This is a genomic window from Streptomyces sp. NPDC001530, from assembly GCF_042894545.1.
Taxonomy (GTDB): domain Bacteria; phylum Actinomycetota; class Actinomycetes; order Streptomycetales; family Streptomycetaceae; genus Streptomyces.
The window spans coordinates 201698-223506 of record NZ_JBIAVS010000019.1; the positions used below are offsets into that span (position 1 = coordinate 201698).

A 21809-nucleotide genomic window follows, 5' to 3' on the forward strand; every position below is an offset into this window, starting at 1 on the left:
GGTCCGACCCGCAATCTTGGGTGGGGGGCGTCCTACGCCGTGCCGTTCTTCAGCTCCATCACCTTGGCCGCCGCCGACACCAGCAGCAGGATCAGGAGCCCCGCGCAGGCCGCCGCCTGGATCGGTGTGCGGCGGTGGTCGCGGGGCGCGTACGCGTACGCCAGTGTGACCACGCCGCCCGCCAGCAGGCCGCCGAGGTGGCCCTGCCAGGAGGTGAAGGCCGCCGAGATCAGCAGCCAGAGCAGCAGGCCTCCCATGAAACCGTTGACGCTCCGCATGTCCGCGCCGAGCCGCCGCGCCATCACGTAGTACGCGGCTCCGAGGCCGAAGATCGCGCCGGACGCGCCGACGGTGTGGTCGCCCGGAGCGATCAGCAGGACGAGGACGGAGCCGCCGAGTGCCGAGAGCAGGTAGAGGGTGAGGTAGCGGACGCGGCCGAGCTGGGCCTCCACGACGCGGCCGATGTTCCACAGCGAGACCATGTTCATCACGATGTGCAGGATCCCGAACGTGCCCTCGGTGGGCGGCAGATGGAGGAAGGCGCCGGTCAGCAGCCGGTACCACTCGCCGTCGACGACCCCCATCGGGTGGAAGTCCAAGGGGTACGGGGCCTGCCACACGTAGTGCCCGCCGTCCGGGCCCACCAGCTCGGCGCCCAGCATCTCGAACCGGTCCACCACCGACGAACGCACCAACTCGGCGAGGTAGGCCAGCACATTGAGGCCGATCAGCGTGTACGTCACTACGGGCACCGTCGAGATCCGGCCGCCGAAGGCCGTGCGGGCCTGGCGGATCGAGCGCGCGCCCTCCTTCACGCACTCCACGCACTGGTGGCCGACCGCCGCCTCGCGCATGCAGTCCGGGCAGATGTAGCGGTCGCACCGGGTGCAGCGCACATGGGACTCCACCTTGGGGTGGCGATAGCAGGTGGTGACGGCGGACTCGGTCGACTCGGCGGACTCGGGCTCCACGGCCGGCTCCTCGGAATGCAACGGGATGGGGGAACGATCAGCCGGTGGGGTCGGCGGCGAACAAAATAGCGAACATCTGTGGCGGGGTGGGACGGTAGGGGCCTGGGGTGCGTGCGGTGACGTAATCTCGGCGTTTCCGTACCCCTCGCGCGATGGGAGCCCCGCATGGCCGGAATCAGCCTCACCAAGGTGGAGGAGACGGCGCCCGCGCTGGTCAGTCTGTACAAGAGCGCGGGGGTCTCTCTCACCAAGCACGGGCTGAACGGGCAGCGGGCGGCCGTGTATCTGGTGGTCGACTACTCGGGATCGATGAAGCCGTACTACCAGGACGGCAGCGTGCAGGCGCTCGCCGACCGGGTGCTCGGGATGGCGGCCCACTTCGACGACGACGGGACGGTGCCGGTCGTCTTCTTCTCGACCGACATCGACGCCGTCACCGACATCGCGCTCGACAACCACGAGGGCCGGGTTGAGCGGATCGTGGCCGGGCTCGGGCACATGGGGAAGACCAGCTATCACCTGGCCATGGACGCCGTCATCGACCACTACCTCGACAGCGGGTCCAAGGACCCCGCCCTCGTCGTCTTCCAGACCGACGGCGGACCGATCAACAAGCTCGCCGCCGAACGGTACTTGTGCAAGGCGGCGAAGCTTCCGCTGTTCTGGCAGTTCATAGGGTTCGGGGATCCGGGGAGCCGGCAGTTCGAATTCCTGCGCAAGCTGGACGAGTTGGCGGTGCCGCAGAAGCGCGTCATCGACAACGCCGGGTTCTTCCATGCCGGTTCGGACCCGAAGAAGGTCTCCGACGGGGAGCTGTACGACCGGCTGGTGCGGGAGTTCCCGCAATGGCTGGCGGCGGCGCGGGCGAGGGGGATCGTCCAGTGAGCGTACGACCGCTGCCCGCCGCGGGGCGGGTCGCCGTGCCCTGGAAGAACGGCGGCGGGGTGACGCGTGAGATCGCCGTGTGGCCCGAAGGCGGGGACATGGGCGACTTCGAGTGGCGCGTGAGCCTGGCCGACGTCGTCGCCGACGGGCCGTTCTCGGGGTTCCCCGAGGTGGACCGGATCCTCACCATGGTCGAGGGCGAGGGGATGGACCTGACCGTCGGCGGCGTATCGCGTCGTGTCGACACGCGGTTCGTGCCCCAGTGCTTCCCCGGCGATCTGCCCACCGACTGCCGCCTGCTCGGGGGGCCGGTCGTGAACCTCAACGTCATGTGGCGCAGGGGCGGCGAGACGGCCCCGACCGTCACGGTCGCGCAGTCCCGACGGCCCATCGCCGTCCCGGCGGGCCCGGTCGTGCTGGTCGTCGCGCTCGACGGGTCCGCCGAGGTGGCCGGGGTGCACCTCGGGCAGTACGACGCCGCGCTGCTGACCGGCGAGGACGCCGTACTGCACGCGACGGGCCGCACCGCCGTCATCGCCCTCACGCCACGCGACCGAGCGCTGGGACCTCCGCCGAGAGCATGAAGATCGGCGAGCTGACGGCCTGGCCCCGGGGCCGGCTGCCGCTCGACTAGTGACGCCCCGTTGGCTTCGGGAAGGCGTCATGTCACCCTGGGGGGCCGAGGGGAGCGGCATATGGGCGCGCGTGAGATCAACTCCGGGCGGACGACGGGGACTTCGGGTGCCGCCGGGGCTTCGCCTGCGGGGAAGGCGAGTGTCGGGGCTTCGGGCGTCCGGACTTCGCCTGACGGGAAGGCGAGTGTCGGGGCGTCGAGGGCCGGGCGGGCATCCGAGGCCGGCAGGGGGGAGCGGTTCGCGGACTGGGCCGACGGGCGGCTGGGCATCTACGCGCTGGCCAAGGCCAATATGCGCAAGGTCTTTCCGGACCACTGGTCGTTCATGCTCGGCGAGGTCTGCCTCTACAGCTTCCTCGTCCTGATCCTCACCGGGATCTATCTCACGCTGTTTTTCGAGCCGAGCGGTGTCGAGGTCGTCTACCACGGCTCGTACGAGCCGCTGAACGGCATCATCATGACGCGGGCGTACGAGTCCACACTCGACATCAGTTTTGACGTGCGCGGCGGACTGCTGATCCGGCAGATCCACCACTGGGCGGCGCTCGTGTTCCTCGCCGGGATGCTCGTGCACATGATGCGGGTGTTCTTCACCGGCGCGTTCCGCAAGCCGCGCGAGGTCAACTGGCTGTTCGGCTGGACCCTGTTGATGCTCGGCCTCATCACCGGACTGACCGGCTACTCGCTCCCCGACGACCTGCTCTCCGGCACCGGCGTCCGCTTCGCGCAGGGCGCCATCCTGTCGATCCCGGTCGTGGGGACGTACCTCTCCTTCTTCCTCTTCGGAGGGGAGTTCCCAGGGCACGACATCATTCCGCGCTTCTTCCCGATCCACGTACTCCTGCTGCCCGGGATCATGCTGGGTCTGGTGGTCGCCCATCTGATCCTGGTCTTCTACCACAAGCACACGCAGTACCCCGGGCCCGGGCGGGAGGAGAAGTCCGTCATCGGCATGCCGTTCATGCCGGTCTACATGGCCAAGGCGGGCGGCTTCTTCTTCCTGGTCTTCGGGGTGCTGTCGATCATGGGCGCGATCGCGACGATCAACCCCGTGTGGGCCTTCGGGCCCTACCGCCCCGACCTGGTGACCACCGGCGCGCAACCCGACTGGTATCTGGGGTTCTCCGAGGGGCTGATCCGGGTGATGCCGGGATGGGAGATCAACGCCTGGGGCCACACCCTGCAGTTGGGCGTCTTCATCCCCTTCTCCCTCTTCCCGCTCATCATGACCGCCATCGCCGTCTACCCGTTCATCGAGGCGTGGGTCACCGGCGACAAACGTGAGCACCACATCCTGGACCGGCCGCGCAACGTGCCCACCCGCACCGGGCTCGGCGTCGCCTGGCTGACGCTGTACGCCGTCCTGCTGGTCGGCGGCGGCAACGACCTGTGGGCCACCCACTTCCATCTCTCGATCAACGCGATCACCTGGTTCGTGCGGGTCGCCGTGTTCGTCGGGCCCGCGCTCGCCTTCGTCGTCACGAAACGGATCTGCCTGGGGCTGCAACGCCGCGACCGCGACAAGGTGCTGCACGGCCGCGAGTCCGGCATCATCAAGCGCCTTCCGCACGGCGAGTTCGTCGAGGTCCACGAGCCGCTCACACAGGCGCAGCGGTTCACGCTCACCCAGCATGAGCAGGCGCCGCCGTACGAGGTGGGGCCGCTCGTCGACGCGAACGGCGTGGTCCGCCGGGTCGGCGCCTCCCGCCGGCTGCGCGCCCGGCTGGCCCGGGCCCTGTACGGCTCCGGTACGCGGATTCCGAAGCCGACCGTGGAGGAGTACCGGGAGCTCACGAGCGAGGACCACCACCACTGAGACCGGCCAGGACCGACGCCCGGCACTCGGCCGGGCTGCCCCACGCGGTGCGCAGGGCGCGGGCCTTGGTGAGCCAGAGGGAGAGGTCGTACTCGGCCGTGTAGCCGATCGCGCCGTGCAGCTGCAGCGCGGTCCGGGCGGTGGCGTACGCGGCCTCGCAGGCCGTCACCTTGGCGGCGGCCACGTCGGCCGGGGCCATCGACAGGGCGGCCCCGAAGAGGAGCGGCCGCGCGAACTCCAGCGCGATCTTCGCGTCGGCGAGCCGATGCTTGACGGCCTGGAACGAGCCTATGGGCGCCCCGAACTGGGTGCGCTGCTTGACGTAGCCGACCGTGCGATCAAGGAGCGCGAGCCCGACGCCGAGGGCCTGGGCGGCGGTGGCGAGGCGGGCCCAGGTGAGGGCTTGGCCGGCGGCTCGGGTGACTCGGGGGCCGGTGGCGAGGAGTTCCCCGCCCGGGCGGGGGCGGGTGAGCCGGCGGGCCGGGTCGAGGGACGGGCGGGGGGAGGACGCGGAGTCCGCGTGTCCCGACGCGTCTGCCCCCGTTGGGCCGCTGCCGCTGCCGCTGCCGCTGCCGCTGCCGCTGCCGCTGCCGCTGCCGCTGCCGCTGCCGCTGCCGCTGCCGCTGCCGCTGCCGCTGCCGCTGCCGCTGCCGCTGCCGCTGCCGCTGCCGCTGCCGCCATTGGTGGCATTGCCCGAGTCAGTGCCAGTGCCAGTGCCGGTGTCGCTGCTCGTCGGCGGTGTGCTCGGTGCGGATGCGTGAGCCGGTGCTTGTGTCAGCCTCAGCTCCGCCGTTTCGTCGGCGCCCCGTGCCATCAGCTGTACGTCCGCCCCGTCCCCGTCGAGTACGTACGGTCCTCCGCCCGGCAGGGCCACCGTTGCCATCGCCTCCCCCGAGGCGAACGTCGGCAGAAGCCGCTTGGCGGAGCCCGACTCGCCCAGCTCGGTGAGCAGGGCGGCTGCCGCCACCGTCTCCACCAGCGGGCCCGGCACCCCATGACGGCCCAACTCGATGAAGGCCACGGCCAGTTCGACCGGCAGGGGGCCCACCCCCTCGTACGCCTCCGGTATCGCCAGGGCGAAGACGCCCGCGTCGGCGAGGCGGGACCACAGGGCGCGGCCGGGGGTGTGATCGCCTGCGGCCCAGGCACGGACGGCCGTGGGGGTGTCCGCGGAGGTCAGCATCGCGTCGAGGGAGGCGGCGAAGGCGCGCTGTTCGGTGTCGAGGAGGAAGCGCATCAGCGGCGTCCCTTCGGGAGGCCGAGCAGGCGTTCGGCGATGATGTCGCGCTGGATCTCGTTGGTGCCCGCGTAGATGGGGCCCGCCAGGGAGAAGACATACCCCTCGGACCAGTCGGCGTCGGCCGACTCGCCCTCCGGGCCCAGCAGATCGAGCGCCGTCTCGTGCAGCGCGATGTCGTACTCGGACCAGAAGACCTTGTTCAGGCTGGACTCGGGGCCGATCGCCTCTCCCTCCAGAAAGCGGGAGGCGTTGGCGTAGGTGAAGAGCTGGTAGGCGCGGGCGCCGATCACCGCGTCGGCGACGCGGTCGCGCAGCGCCGTGTCCGAGGGGTCGGCGTGGCCGCGCCAGAGGTCGACCAGGCGGTGAGCGGCGGCGAGGAAGCGGCCCGGCGAGCGCAGCGTCAGCCCGCGTTCGTTGCCCGCCGTCGACATGGCGACCCGCCAGCCCTGGCCCGGCTCGCCGATCACGTCCTCGTCCGGGACGAACACGTCGTCCAGGAAGAGCTCCGCGAAGGCCGGTTTGCCGTCCAGGCGGCCGATCGGGCGGACCGTCACGCCCGGTGCACGCAGGTCGAACATCAGATAGGTCAGGCCCTGGTGGGGTTTCGGGGTGTCCGGCTCGCTACGGAACAGGCCGAACGCGCGGTCGGCGAACGCGGCCCGCGACGACCACGTCTTCTGCCCGCTCAGCAGCCAGCCCCCGTCCGTGCGCACCGCGCGCGACGTGAGGGAGGCCAGGTCGGAGCCCGCCCCGGGTTCGGACCAGGCCTGCGCCCAGATGACCTCGCCGGTGGCCATCGACGGCAGCACGCGCGCGCGTTGCTCCTCCGTGCCGTGGTCGAAGAGCGTCGGTGCGAGGAGGCTGATGCCGTTCTGGCCGACCCGGCCCGGCGCGCCCGCCGCGTAGTACTCCTCCTCGAAGACCAGCCACCGGACGATGTCCGCGTCCCGGCCGCCGTACGCCGCGGGCCAGGACACCACCGACCAGCGGTCCGCGGCCAGTTCGGCCTCCCACGCGCGGTGCGCGGCGAAGCCCTCCTCGGTCTCCAGCGAGGGGAGGGCAACGGCCGGGACATGGGCGTCGAGCCAGGCCCGGGCCTCGGCGCGGAACGCCTCGTCGGCGGGGGAGTGGGCGAGATCCATCGGCGGCACCTTTCGGCGGTGGTCTCTGCGGCAATGTCTTCGCGAACTTCCCTAACAAGTGTTTGGTAGGTTAGCGTGGGGCCATGACAGACGTCGAGGGTCCGGAGTACGTACCCGGCCACGGGCTGCTGAAGGGGCGTACCGCCGTGATCACCGCGGCGGCGGGTGCCGGGATCGGCGGAGCCACGGCCCGCCGCTTCCTGGAGGAGGGCGCACGCGTGCTGATCAGCGACGCGCACGCGCGCCGGCTGAAGGAGTACGAGGCGCTCTTGGCCGGGGAGTTCGGAGCCGAGCGCGTCGACGCACAGCCCTGCGACGTCACCGACGAGGCACAGGTGACAGCGCTCTTCGACGCGGTGATACGGGCGCACGGCCGACTCGACATCGTGGTCAACAACGCGGGTCTGGGCGGTACTTCGGCCCTCGTCGACATGACCGACGAGCAGTGGTCCAGGGTCTTGGACGTCACGTTGAACGGGACTTTCCGGTGCACCCGGGCGGCCCTGCGCCTGCTCAAGGAGCAGGCCCGCGGCGGAGTCGTCGTCAACAACGCCTCCGTCGTCGGCTGGCGCGCCCAGGCCGGGCAGGCCCACTACGCCGCCGCGAAGGCCGGGGTCATGGCGCTCACCCGGTGCGCCGCGATCGAGGCCGCCGCGTACGGCGTACGGGTCAACGCCGTCTCGCCGAGTCTCGCCATGCATCCGCACCTCGCCAAGGTCACCACCCCCGAGCTCCTCGAGGAGCTGACCGCGCGCGAGGCCTTCGGGCGGTACGCCGAGCCCTGGGAGGTGGCCAACGTGATCGTGTTCCTGGCCAGCGACTACTCCTCGTACATGACCGGGGAAGCCGTCTCCGTCAGCAGCCAGCGTGCGTAGGACGACAATGGACCCGTGCCTACCAAGAAGAAGCCCCAGGTGACCGCCTCGCCCGAGCGGCGCCGTGAACTGCTCGGCACCGCCGCCGAGGTCTTCGCCGAGCAGGGCTACAACGCCACCACCGTGCGCAAGATCGCGGACGAGGCCGGGATGCTCGCGGGCAGCCTCTACTACCACTTCGACTCCAAGGAATCGATGCTGGAGGAGATCCTGCGGACCTTCCTCGACGAGCTCTGGAACGGGTACGACGCCGTCCTGGACGCCGAGCTCGGTCCCCGCGAGACCTTGGAGGCCCTGGTAACCGAGTCCTTCCGGGAGATCGACCGGCACCGTGCGGCCGTCGCCATCTACCAGAAGGAGTCCAAGCACCTCGCCGCGCAGCAGCGCTTCGCGTTCCTCGCCGAGTCGCAGCGCAACTTCGAGAAGGCGTGGCTGAGCACGCTGGAGCGCGGTGTCCAGGCCGAGGTCTTCCGGGCCGACCTCGACATCCGGCTCACCTACCGGTTCGTGCGCGACACCGTGTGGGTCGCCGCGTCCTGGTACCGGCCCGGCGGACAGCACAGCCCGGAGGAGATCGCCCGGCAGTACCTGTCGATGGTCCTCGACGGGATCTCCGTACGCGAATAGCCCATGTCCGCGTCACTCATGTCTGCGAGGGAGTCGTCATGGCCGAGGCCTACATCGTCGAAGCGGTCCGCACGCCCGTCGGGCGGCGCCGGGGAGGCCTGAGTGGTGTGCACCCGGCCGACCTCGGCGCGCATGTCCTGAAGGCCCTGGTCGAGCGGTCCGGCGTGGACCCGGTCGCCGTGGAGGACGTGGTCTTCGGCTGCCTGGACACGGTCGGACCGCAGGCCGGGGACATCGCCCGCACCTGCTGGCTGGCGGCCGGGCTCCCCGAGGAGGTGCCGGGCGTCACCATCGACCGGCAGTGCGGGTCCTCCCAGCAGGCGATCCACTTCGCCGCGCAGGGCGTACTGTCTGGCACCCAGGACCTGGTCGTCGCGGGCGGCGTCCAGAACATGAGCCAGATACCCATCGCCTTCGCCTCCCGCCAGGCCGCCGAACCGCTCGGCCTCACCGAGGGCCCCTTCGCGGGCAGCGAGGGCTGGCGGGCGCGCTACGGCGACCAGCCCGTCAACCAGTTCCACGGCGCCGAGCTGATCGCCGCCAAGTGGGGCATCAGCCGCCGCGACCAGGAGGAGTTCGCGCTCCGCTCGCACCAGCGGGCGATCCGGGCCATCGACGAGGGCCGCTTCGCGCGCGAAACCGTGCCCTACGGGGAGGTCACCGTCGACGAGGGTCCGCGCCGGGACACCTCGCTGGAGAAGATGGCGGGCCTGAACCCCGTCGTCGAGGGCGGCACCATTACCGCCGCCTGCTCCTCCCAGGTCTCCGACGGCGCCGCCGCGATGCTGCTCGCCTCCGAGCGGGCGGTGCGCGAACACGGGCTGACGCCTCGGGCGCGCGTGCACCACCTCTCCGTGCGCGGCGAGGACCCCATCCGGATGCTCTCGGCGCCCATCCCGGCGACCGCGTACGCCCTGAAGAAGACCGGCATGTCGATCGGCGACATCGACCTCGTCGAGATCAACGAGGCCTTTGCCCCCGTCGTCCTTGCCTGGCTGAAGGAGACCGGTACCGACCCCGACAAGGTCAACGTCAACGGGGGCGCGATCGCCCTCGGACATCCGCTCGGCGCCACGGGTGTGAAGCTGATGACGACTCTTCTCCACGAACTGGAGCGCACCGGTGGCCGGTTCGGCCTCCAGACCATGTGCGAGGGCGGCGGTCAGGCCAATGTGACGATCATCGAGCGGCTCTGACGCCCCCGGTCCCGGGTGCGTCAGAGCCTGAGCACGCGTCAGCGGCTGAGCGAGAAGCCCAGCAGCACTCCGGCGTGGACTTCCACCATCCCCGGCGCCAGGTCGCCCTCGGAGCTGCCGCCGCCACCGCCGTGCCCGCGATGGCTGCGGTACTCCCAGGACTCGGCGTCCACGTCCTGCACATGGAGCACCGTGCCCAGCGAGACGCCCGCCGCCTCCGCGTACACCTCGGCCTTGCGGCGGGCCGCGGCCACGGCCCTGCGCCGGGCCTCGTCCCGCAGCGCGGGCTTGTCGCGCACGTCGAAGGTAACGTCGTCGACACGGTTGGCGCCGGCGTCGACCGCGTCGACGATGAGCTGCTGCAGGTCGTCGATCGTCCCGGTCTCGATGACGTACGACGCCTGGCAGCGGTAACCGAGGAACTTCCGGCCCGTTCCGTAACCGTCGTACTCGGAGTTGAGCGACAGTTTGGAGCCGGAGACCGACGCGTCCGGTATCCCGTGCCGTCGCAGCGTCTCGCGCAGCCGGGAGACCGCCGTGCCCGCCTTCTGGAACGCCTTGTCGGGCGAGGGCTCCACCACATCCACCGCCAGCTTCACGCGTACCAGCTGAGGTTCCGCTCGTACGCTTCCCGCACCGAACACGCTGAGGCCCCACGGCTCTCTGATCGACTGAGTCATTCGGGCATTGAAGCACCCGGAACGGGCAGCGTGTGGAGGGTTTCCCGGGCCTCGGACATCACCCGGTCGACCAGCTCCGCGCACGACGGCAGATCCTCGATCACCCCCGCGACCTGCCCGGACGCCATCACCCCCAGGTCCGTACGCCCGTCCACCATCGAGGACTTGAGCAGCATCGGCGTGTTGGCGGCCAGCAGGACCTGGCTCCAGGAGAGGTCCTTGCCGTGCTTCATGGCGAGTCCGTCGCGGATCATCCGCGACCAGGAGAGGCCGGACATCTTCCGGAACCCGGCCGCCCGGCGGACGGCCCGCACGAGTGCCTTCGTACGGCCGGACCTCTCCAAGGAGTCGACGAGTTCGCTGCGCAGCATGCGGTGCGGTAGCCCGTCCACGGCCGTCGTGACCGTGACGTCCTTGACCGTCGCCGCCAGGTACGTCGCCTTCACCGCGGCCGGCACGGTGGAGTCCGAGGTGAGCAGGAAACGCGTACCCATGGCGATCCCCGCCGCTCCGTACGCCAGCGCCGCCACCAGCCCCCGCCCGTCGTAGAAGCCGCCCGCCGCCACGACCGGGATGTCGACCGCGTCCACCACCTGCGGCAGCAGCACGGTCGTCGCCACCTCGCCGGTGTGTCCACCGCCCTCGCCGCCTTGCACGATCACCGCGTCGGCGCCCCACGCGGCCACCTTCTCGGCGTGCCGGCGTGCCCCGATGGACGGGACGACGACCACGCCCGCCTCCTTCAGCTCGGCGATCAGCTCGCGCGAGGGGGCGAGGGCGAACGACGCGACCCGCACGCCCTCGTCGACGATGATCCGTACCCGGTCGCCCGCGTCCCCCGCGTCCGCGCGCAGATTCACGCCGAACGGCTCGTCCGTACGGGACTTGACCTCCCGTACGGCGTCCCGCAACTGGTCGAGCGTCATCGTCGCGGAGGCCAGGATCCCCAGCGCGCCCGCGTTCGCCGTCGCGGAGACCAGGCGGGGGCCCGCCACCCAGCCCATGCCGGTCTGCACGATGGGGTGGCGGACACCGACGAGCCGGGTCAGGGCGGTCTCCATCAACAACGCCCGACCCTGCCGGTCTCGGGGACCTCACGCTCCCGCGCGCCCACGGTGCCGGAGGTCTTCGGGTCGATGACCTCGCGGTCCCGAGCGGCTCTCGGGTCGATGACCTCGCGGATCAACTCCAGTTCCTGAGGGGTCGGTTCACGGGTGTACGGCACCTCGTCCGGGACGGTCAACGCGAAGCCCGTCGCCTGCCTCACCCGCTCGACCGTGACGCCCGGGTGCAGCGAGGCGAGGCGCATCGAGTGGTCGGGCGTGGCGAAGTCGAGGACGGCGAGGTCGGTCACCACGCGCGGGATGCGGTGGAAGCGCGTGGCGCTCGGCCCCGCGGCGGCGGCACGGTCGTACCCCACCCCGCACACCATGTCGACCCGCTCGACGAAGACACGCGGTGAATGCCTGGGCACCCAGTAACTGGTCGGGTTGTTGAGGGTGTTGACCGGGGCGCCGCGCACGCCCAGCAGCTGGCGTCTGGGTTTGGCCCAGTCGCCGATGCAGGAGATGTTCTGGTTGCCGAAGCGGTCGATCTGGCTCGCGCCCATCATCACGTGCCGGCGGCCGCCGGTGACCATCGTCAGATGCTGCCGGTACGGCAGCCAGCCCTCCGGTGTGCCGTCGAGGCCGACGAGCATCGCCTCGCCGTCGGTCAGCAGCAGGTCGGGCGAGAAGGTGCGCTTGGCGAGGCGGGCACCGAGGGACGGGATCAGGCCCATGGGGCTGGCGAGCACCTCGCCGTTGTCCCGCCAGGCCTCGGCACAGGCGATCACGCAGTACTCGGCGCGGGTCGCTGTCACGCCGGTCTCCGCTCGGGGCGCGCTCACTGGTCCTGCTCCTTCTGCCAGGCCTGGATGGCGCTCTGGTAGTCGCTCTCGTCGCCGCCGAGGAAGCGCTCGGCGAAGTCGGCGTACGGCGTGGTGGCGTACAGCTTCTGGAAGGCCTCCTCGCGTCCGTAGTCGGGGACGCACGACGTGAAGTGCGCGCCGTTCGGCGCCTCGACGACCCCCGTCACACTCGATCGCTTCAGCAGCAGCGTCTGCGGGGCGGCCTCCTTGGTCAGCTCCGCCGTGTCGACGATGCGCTCGCAGGACATGTACGCCGTGTCCGCCGCCTCGCAGAACAGGTCGTCGAAGTACGGATCCGGGCCCAGATACTGGCCGTTGCCGAGGCGGTCCGCGCGGTTCAGGTGGACCAGGGCCGCGTCCAGGCGCAGGGCGGGCATGGCGACGAACTCCTCCCGGATCCCCGAGGTCGCGTCCGGGTAGGGCGAAGTGACCGTCCGCAGGCCGGGGTTGACCCGCATCACGTCCGAACCGATGCCCGCCCGCACCGGCAGGAAGGGCAGACGGTTGGCGGCGGCGCGCAGCCCCCACAGGAGCATCGCCTCGTCGACCTCCATCAGCTCGAAGGCGCCGCTCTCGCGCGCCGCGCGGTAGTGCGGTTCGAGCGGGATCGAGTCGAGGGTCACGAAGGCGGTGACGAGCTTGCGTATCCGTCCGGCGGCGGCGAGCAGGCCCACGTCCGGGCCGCCGTACGAGACCACCGTGAGATCACTGATCTCGGTACGGAGCAGCGCTCTCACCAGGGCCATCGGCTTGCGGCGCGAGCCCCAGCCGCCGATGCCGACCGTCATGCCGCTCTCCAGGCGGTCGACGGCCTCCCGCGCCGTCATGGTCTTGTCGGTCACTGGGCGGCCTCCTTTCCGAAGGTGTCGCGGACGCGGTCGGCCACCCCGCTGAGGTTCGCCTCGAAGGTGAAGCCCTGCTCGAAGCGGTAGCTGCGGCGCACGTCGGCGGGATCGATGCCGTTGATCGCGGCCTTGGCGAGCCGGATCAGCCGGCCGTCCTTGGCGGCTATCTCGCGCGCCAACTCCAGGGCCGTCGCGCGCAGTTCCTCGCGCGGCACGACCCGCCACACCGAGCCGTGCGCGTGCAGCTCGGCGGCGGTCGCGGTGCGCGAGGTGTAGTACAGGGCGCGCATCAGGTGCTGTGGGACGAGGCGGGCCAGGTGGGTGGCGGCGCCGAGCGCACCCCGGTCCAGCTCGGGCAGCCCGAAGGTGGCGTCCTCGCTCGCCACGATCGCGTCCGCGTTCCCCACGAGCCCTATCCCGCCGCCAAGACAGAAGCCGTGCACCGCCGCGACGACGGGCACCTCGCACTCGTACACCGCGGCGAAGGCCTCGAAGCAGCCGCGGTTGGCGCCTATGAGCGCGCGATGCCCCTCCGTGTCGCGCTGCATCTCCTTGATGTCGACGCCCGCGTTGAAACCGCGCCCCTCGGCCGTCAGTACGACGCAGCGGATCTCGGGGTCGCGGCCCGCCGCGCGGACGGTGTCGGCCAGGTCGAACCAGCCCCGCACCGGCAGAGCGTTCACCGGCGGGAAGTCGACCGTGACGACGGAAATCCCCTTTTCCGGGGACGAGGTGGAGACACCCATGGGCGCATCAGCTACCTTTCCACCAAACGTTTGTTAGGCACAATCTCGAAGCTAGCAGCGAATGCATCCGCGCGGGAGGCCCTGTGGACAACGTGGACACCATGGATCTCGGAGGCAGGACCGTCGTCGTCACCGGCGGCGCCCGCGGGGTCGGGGCCGGGATCACGCGGGCGTTCGCGCGGGCGGGCGCGCACGTCGTGGTCTGTGCGCGAAGGCCGCCCGACGTGCGGCTGGAGGCGGCCGACTTCGTCTCCGTCGACCTGCGCGACCCGGCCGCCGTGCACGCCTTCTTCGACGCGCTGCCCCGGCTCGACGTCCTGGTCAACAACGCGGGCGGCACCCCCTACCGGCCACTCGCCGAGGCGGACGCCGTACGGCACGCGCGCGTGATCGAACTCAACCTCACCGCACCGCTCACCGCGTCCATCGCCGCGTACGAGCACCTCAAGCGGGCCAAGGGCTCGATCGTGATGATCGGCAGTGTGAGCGGGACGCGACCGTCGCCCGGCTCGGCGGCCTACGGGGCGGCCAAGGCGGGCCTGGAGAACCTGGCCCGTTCGATGGCCGTCGAATGGGCTCCCGACATCCGGGTCAACACCCTCGTCGTCGGCATGGTCCGCACCGAGCTGGCGCACCTGCACTACGGCGGCGAGGACGGCATCGCCGCCGTCGCGCGCACCGTCCCGCTGGGCCGCCTCGCCCAGCCGTCCGACATCGGCGAGGCCGCCGTCTTCCTCGCCTCGGACGCCGCCGCGTACATCAGCGGGGCCTCGCTGCTCGTCCACGGAGGCGGGGAGCGGCCCGCCTTCCTCGATGCGGCAACCGTCAACAAGGAGAAGTGAGATGAGTGCACCGCTGCTGTGCGAGGGGCGTGTCGTGATCGTCACGGGCGCGGGCCGCGGACTCGGCCGGGCGCACGCGCGCGCGTACGCCGCCGAGGGCGCGCGGCTCGTCGTGAACGACCTCGGGGTCGGCCTCGACGGCATGCCGGGCCCTGACAGCCCCGCCCGGCAGGTCGTCGACGAGATCCGCGCGGCGGGCGGCGAAGCCGTGGCCCACGGAGGCGACATCGCGACGACCGAGGGCGCAGTGTCCCTCGTCCGCACCGCGCTGGAGACGTACGGACGCCTCGACACCCTCGTCAACAACGCCGGCTTCCTGCGCGACCGGATGCTGGTCAACCTCGACGAGGACGACTGGGACGCCGTACTGCGCGTCCATCTGAAGGGCCACTTCCTGCCGCTCAAGCACGCGGCGGCGCACTGGCGCGCCGAGGTGAAGGCGGGGCGGACGCCCCAGGCCCGGGTTATCAACACCAGCAGCGGAGCTGGGCTGTTGGGCTCCGTCGGGCAGGGCAACTACAGCGCCGCGAAGGCGGGGATCGTCGCTCTGACGCTCGTCGCCGCCGCCGAGATGGGACGTTACGGCGTCCAGGTCAACGCGATCGCTCCCGCGGCCCGCACCCGGATGACCGAGCAGACCTTCGCGGAGACCATGGCGACCCCCGGCACCGGCTTCGACGCCATGGCCCCCGAGAACGTCTCGCCGCTGGTGGTCTGGCTGGGCTCGACCGCGAGCGCGGGCGTCACCGGGCGCGTCTTCGAAGCCGAGGGCGGACGCATCACCGTGATGGAGGGCTGGCGACCGGGCCCGACCGCCGACAAGGGGGCCCGCTGGACGCCGTCGGAGGCGGGCGAGACCGCGGCGAAGCTGCTGGCGGAGGCGGAGGTTCCGGGCGCGGTGTACGGGACGCGGTAGTGCGATCGGCGTGTTCTCGGCGGTAGAACGTGAAGCCCGCGGAAGCCCGGTGGGTTCGGGGGATACCGGGGGTACGGGGGCCGGAAGGCCGTTGCGTGGCTAGTGGGAGAGACGGGCGGCGGCCTTCCGCTGCTGTTCGGACATGACGGACAGGAAGCGGATCACCGTCTCCAGCTCGTCCGTGCTGAACGCCTCGCAGGCCTCGACCACATCGCGTGCCCAGTCGTCGAAGAACACGGCCAGTTCGGCGAGCTTCTCCTGGTTCAGCTCGATGACCACCCGGCGTTTGTCGGTCGGGTGCTTGACCCTGCGGACGAAGCCCTTGCCCTCCAGACGGTCGACCAGGCCGGTGACGGACGCGGGGGCCAGGCCCGTGTGTTCGGCCAGGTCCTTCGCGGTCAGCGGGCCGAAGCGCTGGAGCAGGTCGAGGGTTTTGCTCTCGGTGGCGCTCAGGCCCTGCTTGGCCGCGACCGCCGAATGGAACATCACCGTGACGCCGCTGTGCTGGCGGCCCACCGTCATGAGCTCCTCCAGCGTCTTGGCCCGCCGGTCGTCGGCGGCTCCGTCGCTCAAGCCGCCCAGGTCACCCAGGCCGTCCCTGCCGTCCTCGTCTCCGCTGCTCATGGGTTCAGGCTACCAAATATTTCGTTCGGTCGAACTAAGGACTTGCGGTCACGGCATAGTCGATGCGAGTCTTTCGTTAGGTCGAACGAAATAAATTCGAGCAACGGGAGACGTCATGTCCACGAGCCTCACGGCACCACCCCTCTCACCCCTGGCGGAGCCGCACCCGCGCCGCTGGGCCGCCGCCGTCGTGATGATGATCGCGGCGCTGATGGACCTGCTGGACGTGACGATCGTGAACGTGGCGATCCCCTCCATAGGCCGTGACCTGCACGCCTCGCAGAGCGCCCTGCAGTGGCTGGTCTCCGCGTATCTGCTGGGCTTCGCCGCGACCCTGATCATCTCCGGGCACCTCGGGGACCGGTTCGGGCGACGCTTCCTCTTCCTCGCCGGTACGGCCGGCTTCGGGCTCGCGAGTCTCGGCTGCGGGATCGCCCAGTCGCCGGGACAGCTGATCGCCGCGCGGGCCGTGCAGGGCGTGATGGCGGCGGTGCTGATGCCGCAGGTGCTCGGCTCCTTCCGCACGCTCTTCCAGGGCAAGGAGCGCGGGGCCGCCTTCGGGATGTACGGCGCCGTCGCCGGGTTCGCCTCCGCCATCGGGCTGCTGCTCGGCGGGGTGCTCACCGACGCGGATCTGTTCGGCTGGGGGTGGCGGTCCGTGTTCCTGGTCAACGTGCCGGTCGCAGTAGGGACGTTCGTGGCGGGACTCGCCCTCGTCCCGTCGACGCGTGAGCGCTCCGCCGGGCGGCCTGACGCGCTCGGCAGCGTGCTCCTCGCCGGTGGGCTCGTCGCGATCGTGCTTCCGCTGGTGCAGGGGCGCAGCAACGGCTGGCCGCTGTGGGGATGGATCTGCCTCGCCGGCGGGGTGTTCGCGGTGGGTGGACTCGGGGTGTACGAGGCCCGGCGGCGCGGGGCGGTGACGGTGCCGCTGCTGCCCTCCCGCGCCTTCCGGCTCCCCGCGTTCTCCGTGGGCGTCCTGGTCCAACTCCTCTTCTCCGTCGGGATGCAGGGCTTCTTCCTGATCTTCGCGATCTGGCTGCAGGGGAGTGAGGGCTACACGCCGACCCAGGCCGGTGTGCTGACCGTGGCCTTCTCCGTCGGCGGCTTCCTGACGGCGCCCGCGGCGGACGGGCTGGCCGTGCGGTTCGGGCGGCTCGTGCTGGGGACCGGAGCGCTGTTGATGGCGGGGGGCTTCGGGTGGATCTGGGCGGCGGTCGCGGACTCCTCCGCCGCGCACACCGGGGCGTGGCCGTTGGTGCCGGGGCTGGTGCTTGCCGGGGCGGGGCTGGGGTTCCTGGTGGTGCCGCTGGTGAACGTGGTGCTGTCCGCGGTGCCCGGTGAGCTCGCGGGCGGGGCGTCCGGGATCTTTTCCACGGCTCAGCAGTTCGGTGGGGCGGTGGGGGCCGCGGTGATCGGGAGCGTGTTCTTCGGGCAGGCGGGGGGTGGGCTGACGGGGGCGCTGACCTCGGCGATGCCTTGGGTGATGGGTGGGTTCGTGCTCTGTGCGGGGTTGTGTGTGGCGCTGCCGCGGCGGGCGGTGGCTGAGCAGCAGGGGTGAGTGGGTGGGGCGGGCGGGGGTTTGGGGGCTCCGCCCCCAAACCCCGCTCCTCAAACGCCGGAGGGGCTGAATCTTTCAGCCCGTCCGGCGTTTGAGGACGAGCGCGTCAGCGCGATACGGGGGTCTGGGGGCGGAGCCCCCAGGGACGATGGGGGTCCCCCTGCTCGAGCGAAGCCGAGAGCTTGGGGGAGGGTAGGGGCGGCGGGGGCGAAAGAAATCCCTGGCGCCCCGCTCCCGTCAGGGGGCCGTGTCCAAGATCGCTTCCAGGAGCGTGGTTATCTCGGCGTGGCCCGTCTGCTGGTCGTTGCCGGCGAACGGGCGGCCCTCCGCGTCGAGGAGTTGGACCTCGACGGTGACGGTGATGCCGTCGGCGTCCGGGTAGCGGTGGGTGACGGAGGGATGGTCGGGCCCGTGGATGTGGGCCAGACCCGCACGGAGTTCGGCCTCCACGTCGAGGCCAAGCCAGCGGCGCGCCTCGGCGAGGGCCTCGGCCTCCGCCCGTGCCCCGCGCGCGAGGAGGGCCCGCACGCACCCCGGCGAACCCCGGCGCGCGGCCGCCACGAGCGGCGGCTCACCGCTCGGCCCGGGCCGGTTCGGATCCGCGCCGGCCGCGAGGAGCGCCTCCGCCACGGCGGTGTGACCCCGCTGCAGCGCCCAGGTCAGGGCCGTGAAGCCGCCCTCCTCCACCGTGTCCGGCCCGGCCCCGGCCGCGAGCAGCGCCCGGACGACCGCCGTGTGGCCGCCGCAGACCGCACCGCACAGCGGAGCGTCCGTGCCCTGGCTGAGCCGGTCGGGGTCGGCCCCGGCCGCGAGCAGCAGCCGTACGATGCCGGGCTGGTCGCTCACCGCCGCCAGATACAGCGCCGTCTGGCCGTCCTCGTCCACCGACTCCGGATTCGCGCCGGAGTGCAGCAGCCGTACGACCGCGTCCTCGTCACCCTCGTACACAGCGGTGAAGAGACGCACCGCGGGGTCGTTCGTGCTCATCCTTAGACCCTCGCTCGCGAAGGACGCGCGAGGCAAAGGGTTTTGGGGTGTTCTGTCTCACCTCTGACGCCGTATCACACCAGCCCCGTCCCCCTACGTGTCGCACTCCAGCACCGTCCGGCACAGCGCGCAGCGTGCCCGTACCCGGCCGCGCACCGGGACCCTGATCCGCTGCTGGCAGGTCGGGCAGGGGAAGGACACGCGCAGCGGGCCGCGGCTGTCCGGGGTGAAGGCGTAGGGGGCGCCGGGGTGGGATCCGGGGGCGTGGTGGTCCTGGGCGTAGCGGCGGTCCTTCGCGTACCGGCGGCGGCCCGCCCAGCCGGCCGCGGTCAGCGGGGGCTGCTGTTCGTCGCGGCGGGCCTGCGCCATGCCCTTGGTGTACGCGGTGTACGCCTGCGGGCTGGTGAACCAGATCGAGGGGTCCTCGCCGAAGACCAGCGCGCGTTTGGCGAGGACGTAGCCGAACTCCTCGGGGGTGAGGTAGCCGAGCTTCTGCGAAGAGGCCCCGTCCTCGCGGTACGCGTCGAGCAGGAGCCAGCCCGCGCCGAGGTACGTCGCCGCCGTGTCCGTGAGGATCTCGGTGTCGCGGGTGCCGGGGAAGGAGAGGTCGAGGCGGTGCAGATAGACGTGCATCACCTCGTGGGCGAGGGCGGCGCCGATGTCCCTGCGGTGGGCGCGGAAGCGGTCGTTGAGCTCGATGAAGTACTCGGGGCCCGCGGCGAGTTCGACGTTCGCCGCGTGGGTCATCTCGCGGAAGCCGATGATCATCCGGGCGTCCGGCAGCCGGTAGTGCCGCACCATCTCGCGGGCCACGCGCTGTGCGCCCAGGTGCAGGTCGTCGGTGTCGGCGAAGGCCACGTCGGCGGGGGCCACGCTGGTCGCGAACGTGTGGATGGTGTCGTACGAGAGCCGCTTGTACAGCGCGGTGATCGACGCCCGCACCGTGTCCAGATGCGGGTAGCCGTGCTCGACGGGTCCGCCGTTCGCCACGTCCGCACCCCCTGAAGACGCCAGCACTGGATTCCACTCTAAGCGGCGTTCCTCCCGGCGGCGGGGGGTGCGCGGGCGCGCGGAGCCGTGTCTGGCCGGAATGCGGTCCTTGCCCGGGGTGCGCGGCGCTCCCCATAATCCGCTCCAGCTTGACAGGGGCATGCCATGAAACGCCTTCATGCTCTTGCCTCGCGTTCAACCCCCCACGAAAGGAAGCGCGTTGAAGTCTCTCAAGAAGTTCAGCTTCATCAGAAGAGCGCTCGCCGTCGGTGCGGTCGCGCTCGCCGCGGTGTCTCTCCAGCCGCTGTCCGCACAGGCCGCGCCCGCGCCCGTCGTCGGCGGGACCCGCGCCACGCAGGGCGAGTTCCCGTTCATGGTGCGGCTGTCCATGGGCTGTGGCGGCGCCCTCTACACCAAGGACATCGTCCTGACCGCCGCGCACTGCGTGGACGGTTCGGGCACCAACACCTCCATCACCGCCACCGCAGGCGTCGTCGACCTGCAGAGCAGCCGCGCGATCAAGGTCAAGTCGACGAAGGTGCTCCAGGCGCCCGGCTACAACGGCAAGGGCAAGGACTGGGCCCTCATCAAGCTCGCCAAGCCGATCGAGCAGCCCACCCTGAAGATCGCCACCACCACCGCGTACAACAACGGGAACTTCACCGTCGCCGGCTGGGGCGCCACCCGCGAGGGCGGCGGCCAGCAGCGCTACCTGCGCAAGGCCACCGTCCCCTTCGTCGACGACGCCACCTGCCAGCAGGCGTACGGCAGTGATCTCGTCCCCGGTGACGAGATCTGCGCCGGATTCGTCGAGCAGGGCGGGGTCGACACCTGCCAGGGCGACTCCGGCGGGCCGATGTTCCGCAAGGACGACACCGGTGCCTACATCCAGGTCGGGATCGTCAGCTGGGGCGAGGGCTGCGCGCGGGCCGGATACCCCGGCGTGTACAGCGAGGTCTCGACGTTCGCGGCCGACATAGCCAGGGCGGCGTCCGGGCTGTAGGGCCGCGGTCGTCGCACAGGTCTCGGTGCGGGCGCCCGTGACCCCGGTTGCGGGCGCCCCGCTGGGCCGGCGCCATGGAGAGATCACGTGTCCGGATCCGTGTCCGGATCCGTGTCCGGATCCCGCTTCCGGAACCCGTGTCCGGATCCGTGTCCGGATCCGTGTCCGGATCCCGCTTCCGGAACCCGTGTCCGGATCCTGTTTCGGGATCGTGTGTCGGCTCCTCCCGGCCGGCTCTCCGAGTCTTGAGGACAGGTACATGGCGATCACGGTGGTCATCGCGGACGACCAGGAGATGGTCCGCACCGACTTCCGCGTGAACCTGGAGAGCCAGTCCGACATCGAGGACGTCGACGAGGTGGAGGAGGCGAGGCGGCGCTGTCGTCGACGACGCGGGGGACGGCGAGGCAGCGCTCGCGTCGGTCGCCGCCCACGATCCGGACGTCCTCGTCCTCGACATCAGGATGCCCGGCCTTGACGGCCTGGAAGTGGCCCGGCGCCTCGCGGCCACCGGCGCCGAGCGCCCCCGCATCGTCATCTGCACCACCTTCGACCTGGACGAATACGTCTTCGCCGCGCTGCACGGCGGGGCCAGCGGCTTCCTCCTCACGGGCGCCGGCCCGGCCGTGTTGGTCGAAGCGGTGCGGGCCGCGGCCGTCGGCGACTCCCGCGCCTCGCCCGCGATCACCGTAGGACTCCTCTCCCCGCCGACCTCGCGGCCCGCGCGAGGTGACGGAGGTGCCCGAGGTGCCGGAGAGACGACGGCCAAGGAACGGCATCCGGCGGTACAAAAACGTTCGGAGGCCGTCGCGCACGCTGACATACTCCGTGCCATGACCACCGAACAGCAGCCCAGCGACCGCGCACAACAGGCCCCCGTCACCGCGACGTTGCAGATCGCCGCCAAGGACAACGCCCTGGAGCGGCGGCTCGACGACGAGCTCACCGCGTTCAACGCGGAAGCCACCGGCGCCGGTGCGCCCGCGCCGCTCTCGGTCCGTGTGACCGACGCGGCCGGCGAGCTCGTCGGCGGACTCACCGCCTGGGTCTGGGGCAGCTGCTGTGCGGTCGACATGCTGTGGGTGCGTGCGGATCAGCGGCACGCGGGCTGGGGGAGCAAGCTGCTCACGGCGGCCGAGGAGGAAGCCGCCCGGCGCGGCTGCACCGAGATGATCGTCTCCTCGTTCACGTTCCAGGCCCCCGACTTCTACCGGGGCCACGGCTACCGCGAGACGGGCCGCACGGACGGCATCCCGGGCGGGCACCAGGACGTGCACTTCCACAAGGTGCTCAAGATCGTGGCCCGTTAGTCCAACTCCTCTC

General features: G+C 71.2%; 22 protein-coding genes and 1 pseudogene. 12 read left to right on the forward strand and 11 right to left on the reverse strand.

What is annotated here, in order from left to right; genetic code table 11:
* Window positions 1-32: 32 nt before the first annotated feature.
* Entirely contained in the window at window positions 33-971 is a 939-nt protein-coding gene (locus ACFY0T_RS35100) for a rhomboid family intramembrane serine protease (protein WP_388879989.1), read from the reverse strand.
* Between the two features lie 165 nt (window positions 972-1136).
* Between ACFY0T_RS35100 and ACFY0T_RS35105 the strand changes: the two genes are divergently transcribed.
* The 3 genes from ACFY0T_RS35105 to ACFY0T_RS35115 all read left to right on the forward strand — a co-directional run bounded on the left by ACFY0T_RS35105 (window position 1137) and on the right by ACFY0T_RS35115 (window position 4306).
* Complete coding sequence (locus ACFY0T_RS35105; protein ID WP_388879992.1) at window positions 1137-1856, forward strand: vWA domain-containing protein; 720 nt, start codon at window positions 1137-1139, stop codon at window positions 1854-1856.
* Window positions 1817-2440, forward strand: a complete 624-nt coding sequence (locus ACFY0T_RS35110; RefSeq protein ID WP_388879995.1) for a HutD family protein — start codon at window positions 1817-1819, stop codon at window positions 2438-2440. Before ACFY0T_RS35105 ends, ACFY0T_RS35110 begins: the two co-directional genes overlap by 40 nt.
* A 111-nt stretch (window positions 2441-2551) precedes the next feature.
* A complete protein-coding gene (locus tag ACFY0T_RS35115; protein ID WP_388879998.1) occupies window positions 2552-4306 on the forward strand; it encodes a cytochrome bc complex cytochrome b subunit in 1755 nt (584 codons plus the stop codon).
* Here ACFY0T_RS35115 and ACFY0T_RS35120 read toward each other — a convergent pair.
* Window positions 4281-5543 (reverse strand): acyl-CoA dehydrogenase family protein, encoded by a 1263-nt coding sequence (locus ACFY0T_RS35120; RefSeq protein WP_388880001.1) that lies wholly within the window; start codon window positions 5541-5543, stop codon window positions 4281-4283. The two genes, ACFY0T_RS35115 and ACFY0T_RS35120, sit on opposite strands and share 26 nt — an antisense overlap.
* A complete protein-coding gene (locus tag ACFY0T_RS35125; protein WP_388880005.1) occupies window positions 5543-6688 on the reverse strand; it encodes an acyl-CoA dehydrogenase family protein in 1146 nt (381 codons plus the stop codon). Before ACFY0T_RS35125 ends, ACFY0T_RS35120 begins: the two co-directional genes overlap by 1 nt.
* An 83-nt stretch (window positions 6689-6771) precedes the next feature.
* On the opposite strand from ACFY0T_RS35125, the gene ACFY0T_RS35130 reads away from it, so the two are divergent.
* From ACFY0T_RS35130 to ACFY0T_RS35140, 3 genes are read left to right on the forward strand one after another with little or no spacing between them, the layout of a single operon-like run.
* Complete coding sequence (locus ACFY0T_RS35130) at window positions 6772-7563, forward strand: SDR family oxidoreductase (RefSeq protein ID WP_388880007.1); 792 nt, start codon at window positions 6772-6774, stop codon at window positions 7561-7563.
* A gap of 15 nt (window positions 7564-7578) precedes the next feature.
* Window positions 7579-8190 carry a TetR/AcrR family transcriptional regulator gene (locus ACFY0T_RS35135; protein WP_388880010.1) on the forward strand — a complete coding sequence of 204 codons (612 nt, stop codon included), beginning with the start codon at window positions 7579-7581 and terminating at the stop codon, window positions 8188-8190.
* 38 nt (window positions 8191-8228) lie between these two features.
* Window positions 8229-9386, forward strand: coding sequence for an acetyl-CoA C-acetyltransferase (locus tag ACFY0T_RS35140; protein WP_388880013.1), 1158 nt, complete (start codon window positions 8229-8231; stop codon window positions 9384-9386).
* A gap of 38 nt (window positions 9387-9424) precedes the next feature.
* Here the strand turns inward: ACFY0T_RS35140 and ACFY0T_RS35145 are convergent, their stop codons facing one another.
* From ACFY0T_RS35145 to ACFY0T_RS35165, 5 genes are read right to left on the reverse strand one after another with little or no spacing between them, the layout of a single operon-like run.
* The gene (locus ACFY0T_RS35145) at window positions 9425-10066 is read right to left on the reverse strand and encodes an SIMPL domain-containing protein (protein ID WP_388880016.1); all 642 of its coding nucleotides are present in this window, start codon (window positions 10064-10066) and stop codon (window positions 9425-9427) included.
* Window positions 10063-11127: an NAD(P)H-dependent flavin oxidoreductase gene (locus tag ACFY0T_RS35150; RefSeq protein WP_388880074.1), complete on the reverse strand. Its 1065-nt coding sequence runs from the start codon at window positions 11125-11127 to the stop codon at window positions 10063-10065. The genes ACFY0T_RS35145 and ACFY0T_RS35150 overlap by 4 nt, the downstream gene beginning before the upstream one ends.
* Window positions 11127-11954 (reverse strand): CoA-transferase subunit beta, encoded by an 828-nt coding sequence (locus ACFY0T_RS35155; protein WP_388880019.1) that lies wholly within the window; start codon window positions 11952-11954, stop codon window positions 11127-11129. Before ACFY0T_RS35155 ends, ACFY0T_RS35150 begins: the two co-directional genes overlap by 1 nt.
* Complete coding sequence (locus ACFY0T_RS35160; RefSeq protein WP_388880022.1) at window positions 11951-12817, reverse strand: CoA transferase subunit A; 867 nt, start codon at window positions 12815-12817, stop codon at window positions 11951-11953. Before ACFY0T_RS35160 ends, ACFY0T_RS35155 begins: the two co-directional genes overlap by 4 nt.
* Window positions 12814-13566, reverse strand: a complete 753-nt coding sequence (locus ACFY0T_RS35165; protein WP_388880025.1) for an enoyl-CoA hydratase family protein — start codon at window positions 13564-13566, stop codon at window positions 12814-12816. Before ACFY0T_RS35165 ends, ACFY0T_RS35160 begins: the two co-directional genes overlap by 4 nt.
* 101 nt (window positions 13567-13667) lie before the next feature.
* On the opposite strand from ACFY0T_RS35165, the gene ACFY0T_RS35170 reads away from it, so the two are divergent.
* Together ACFY0T_RS35170 and ACFY0T_RS35175 are read left to right on the forward strand one after the other, a co-directional pair.
* A complete protein-coding gene (locus tag ACFY0T_RS35170; protein WP_388880077.1) occupies window positions 13668-14408 on the forward strand; it encodes an SDR family oxidoreductase in 741 nt (246 codons plus the stop codon).
* A gap of 1 nt (window position 14409) precedes the next feature.
* Window positions 14410-15324 carry an SDR family oxidoreductase gene (locus tag ACFY0T_RS35175; RefSeq protein WP_388880029.1) on the forward strand — a complete coding sequence of 305 codons (915 nt, stop codon included), beginning with the start codon at window positions 14410-14412 and terminating at the stop codon, window positions 15322-15324.
* Window positions 15325-15423: 99 nt separating this feature from the next.
* Here the strand turns inward: ACFY0T_RS35175 and ACFY0T_RS35180 are convergent, their stop codons facing one another.
* Window positions 15424-15948: a MarR family winged helix-turn-helix transcriptional regulator gene (locus tag ACFY0T_RS35180; RefSeq protein ID WP_388880032.1), complete on the reverse strand. Its 525-nt coding sequence runs from the start codon at window positions 15946-15948 to the stop codon at window positions 15424-15426.
* A gap of 115 nt (window positions 15949-16063) precedes the next feature.
* On the opposite strand from ACFY0T_RS35180, the gene ACFY0T_RS35185 reads away from it, so the two are divergent.
* A complete protein-coding gene (locus ACFY0T_RS35185; protein WP_388880035.1) occupies window positions 16064-17506 on the forward strand; it encodes an MFS transporter in 1443 nt (480 codons plus the stop codon).
* A 237-nt stretch (window positions 17507-17743) separates the two neighbouring features.
* Here the strand turns inward: ACFY0T_RS35185 and ACFY0T_RS35190 are convergent, their stop codons facing one another.
* Both ACFY0T_RS35190 and ACFY0T_RS35195 read right to left on the reverse strand, forming a co-directional pair.
* Window positions 17744-18493, reverse strand: a complete 750-nt coding sequence (locus ACFY0T_RS35190; RefSeq protein ID WP_388880038.1) for an ankyrin repeat domain-containing protein — start codon at window positions 18491-18493, stop codon at window positions 17744-17746.
* A gap of 93 nt (window positions 18494-18586) precedes the next feature.
* The gene (locus ACFY0T_RS35195; protein WP_388880040.1) at window positions 18587-19483 is read right to left on the reverse strand and encodes a hypothetical protein; all 897 of its coding nucleotides are present in this window, start codon (window positions 19481-19483) and stop codon (window positions 18587-18589) included.
* A gap of 220 nt (window positions 19484-19703) precedes the next feature.
* On the opposite strand from ACFY0T_RS35195, the gene ACFY0T_RS35200 reads away from it, so the two are divergent.
* The 3 genes and pseudogenes from ACFY0T_RS35200 (at window position 19704) to ACFY0T_RS35210 (ending at window position 21796) form a co-directional block, all read left to right on the forward strand.
* Complete coding sequence (locus ACFY0T_RS35200) at window positions 19704-20486, forward strand: S1 family peptidase (RefSeq protein ID WP_388880043.1); 783 nt, start codon at window positions 19704-19706, stop codon at window positions 20484-20486.
* Between the two features lie 431 nt (window positions 20487-20917).
* Window positions 20918-21070: pseudogene (locus ACFY0T_RS35205) on the forward strand (response regulator); the annotation flags it as partial.
* 57 nt (window positions 21071-21127) lie between these two features.
* Complete coding sequence (locus ACFY0T_RS35210) at window positions 21128-21796, forward strand: GNAT family N-acetyltransferase (RefSeq protein WP_388880080.1); 669 nt, start codon at window positions 21128-21130, stop codon at window positions 21794-21796.
* Window positions 21797-21809 lie beyond the last annotated feature (13 nt).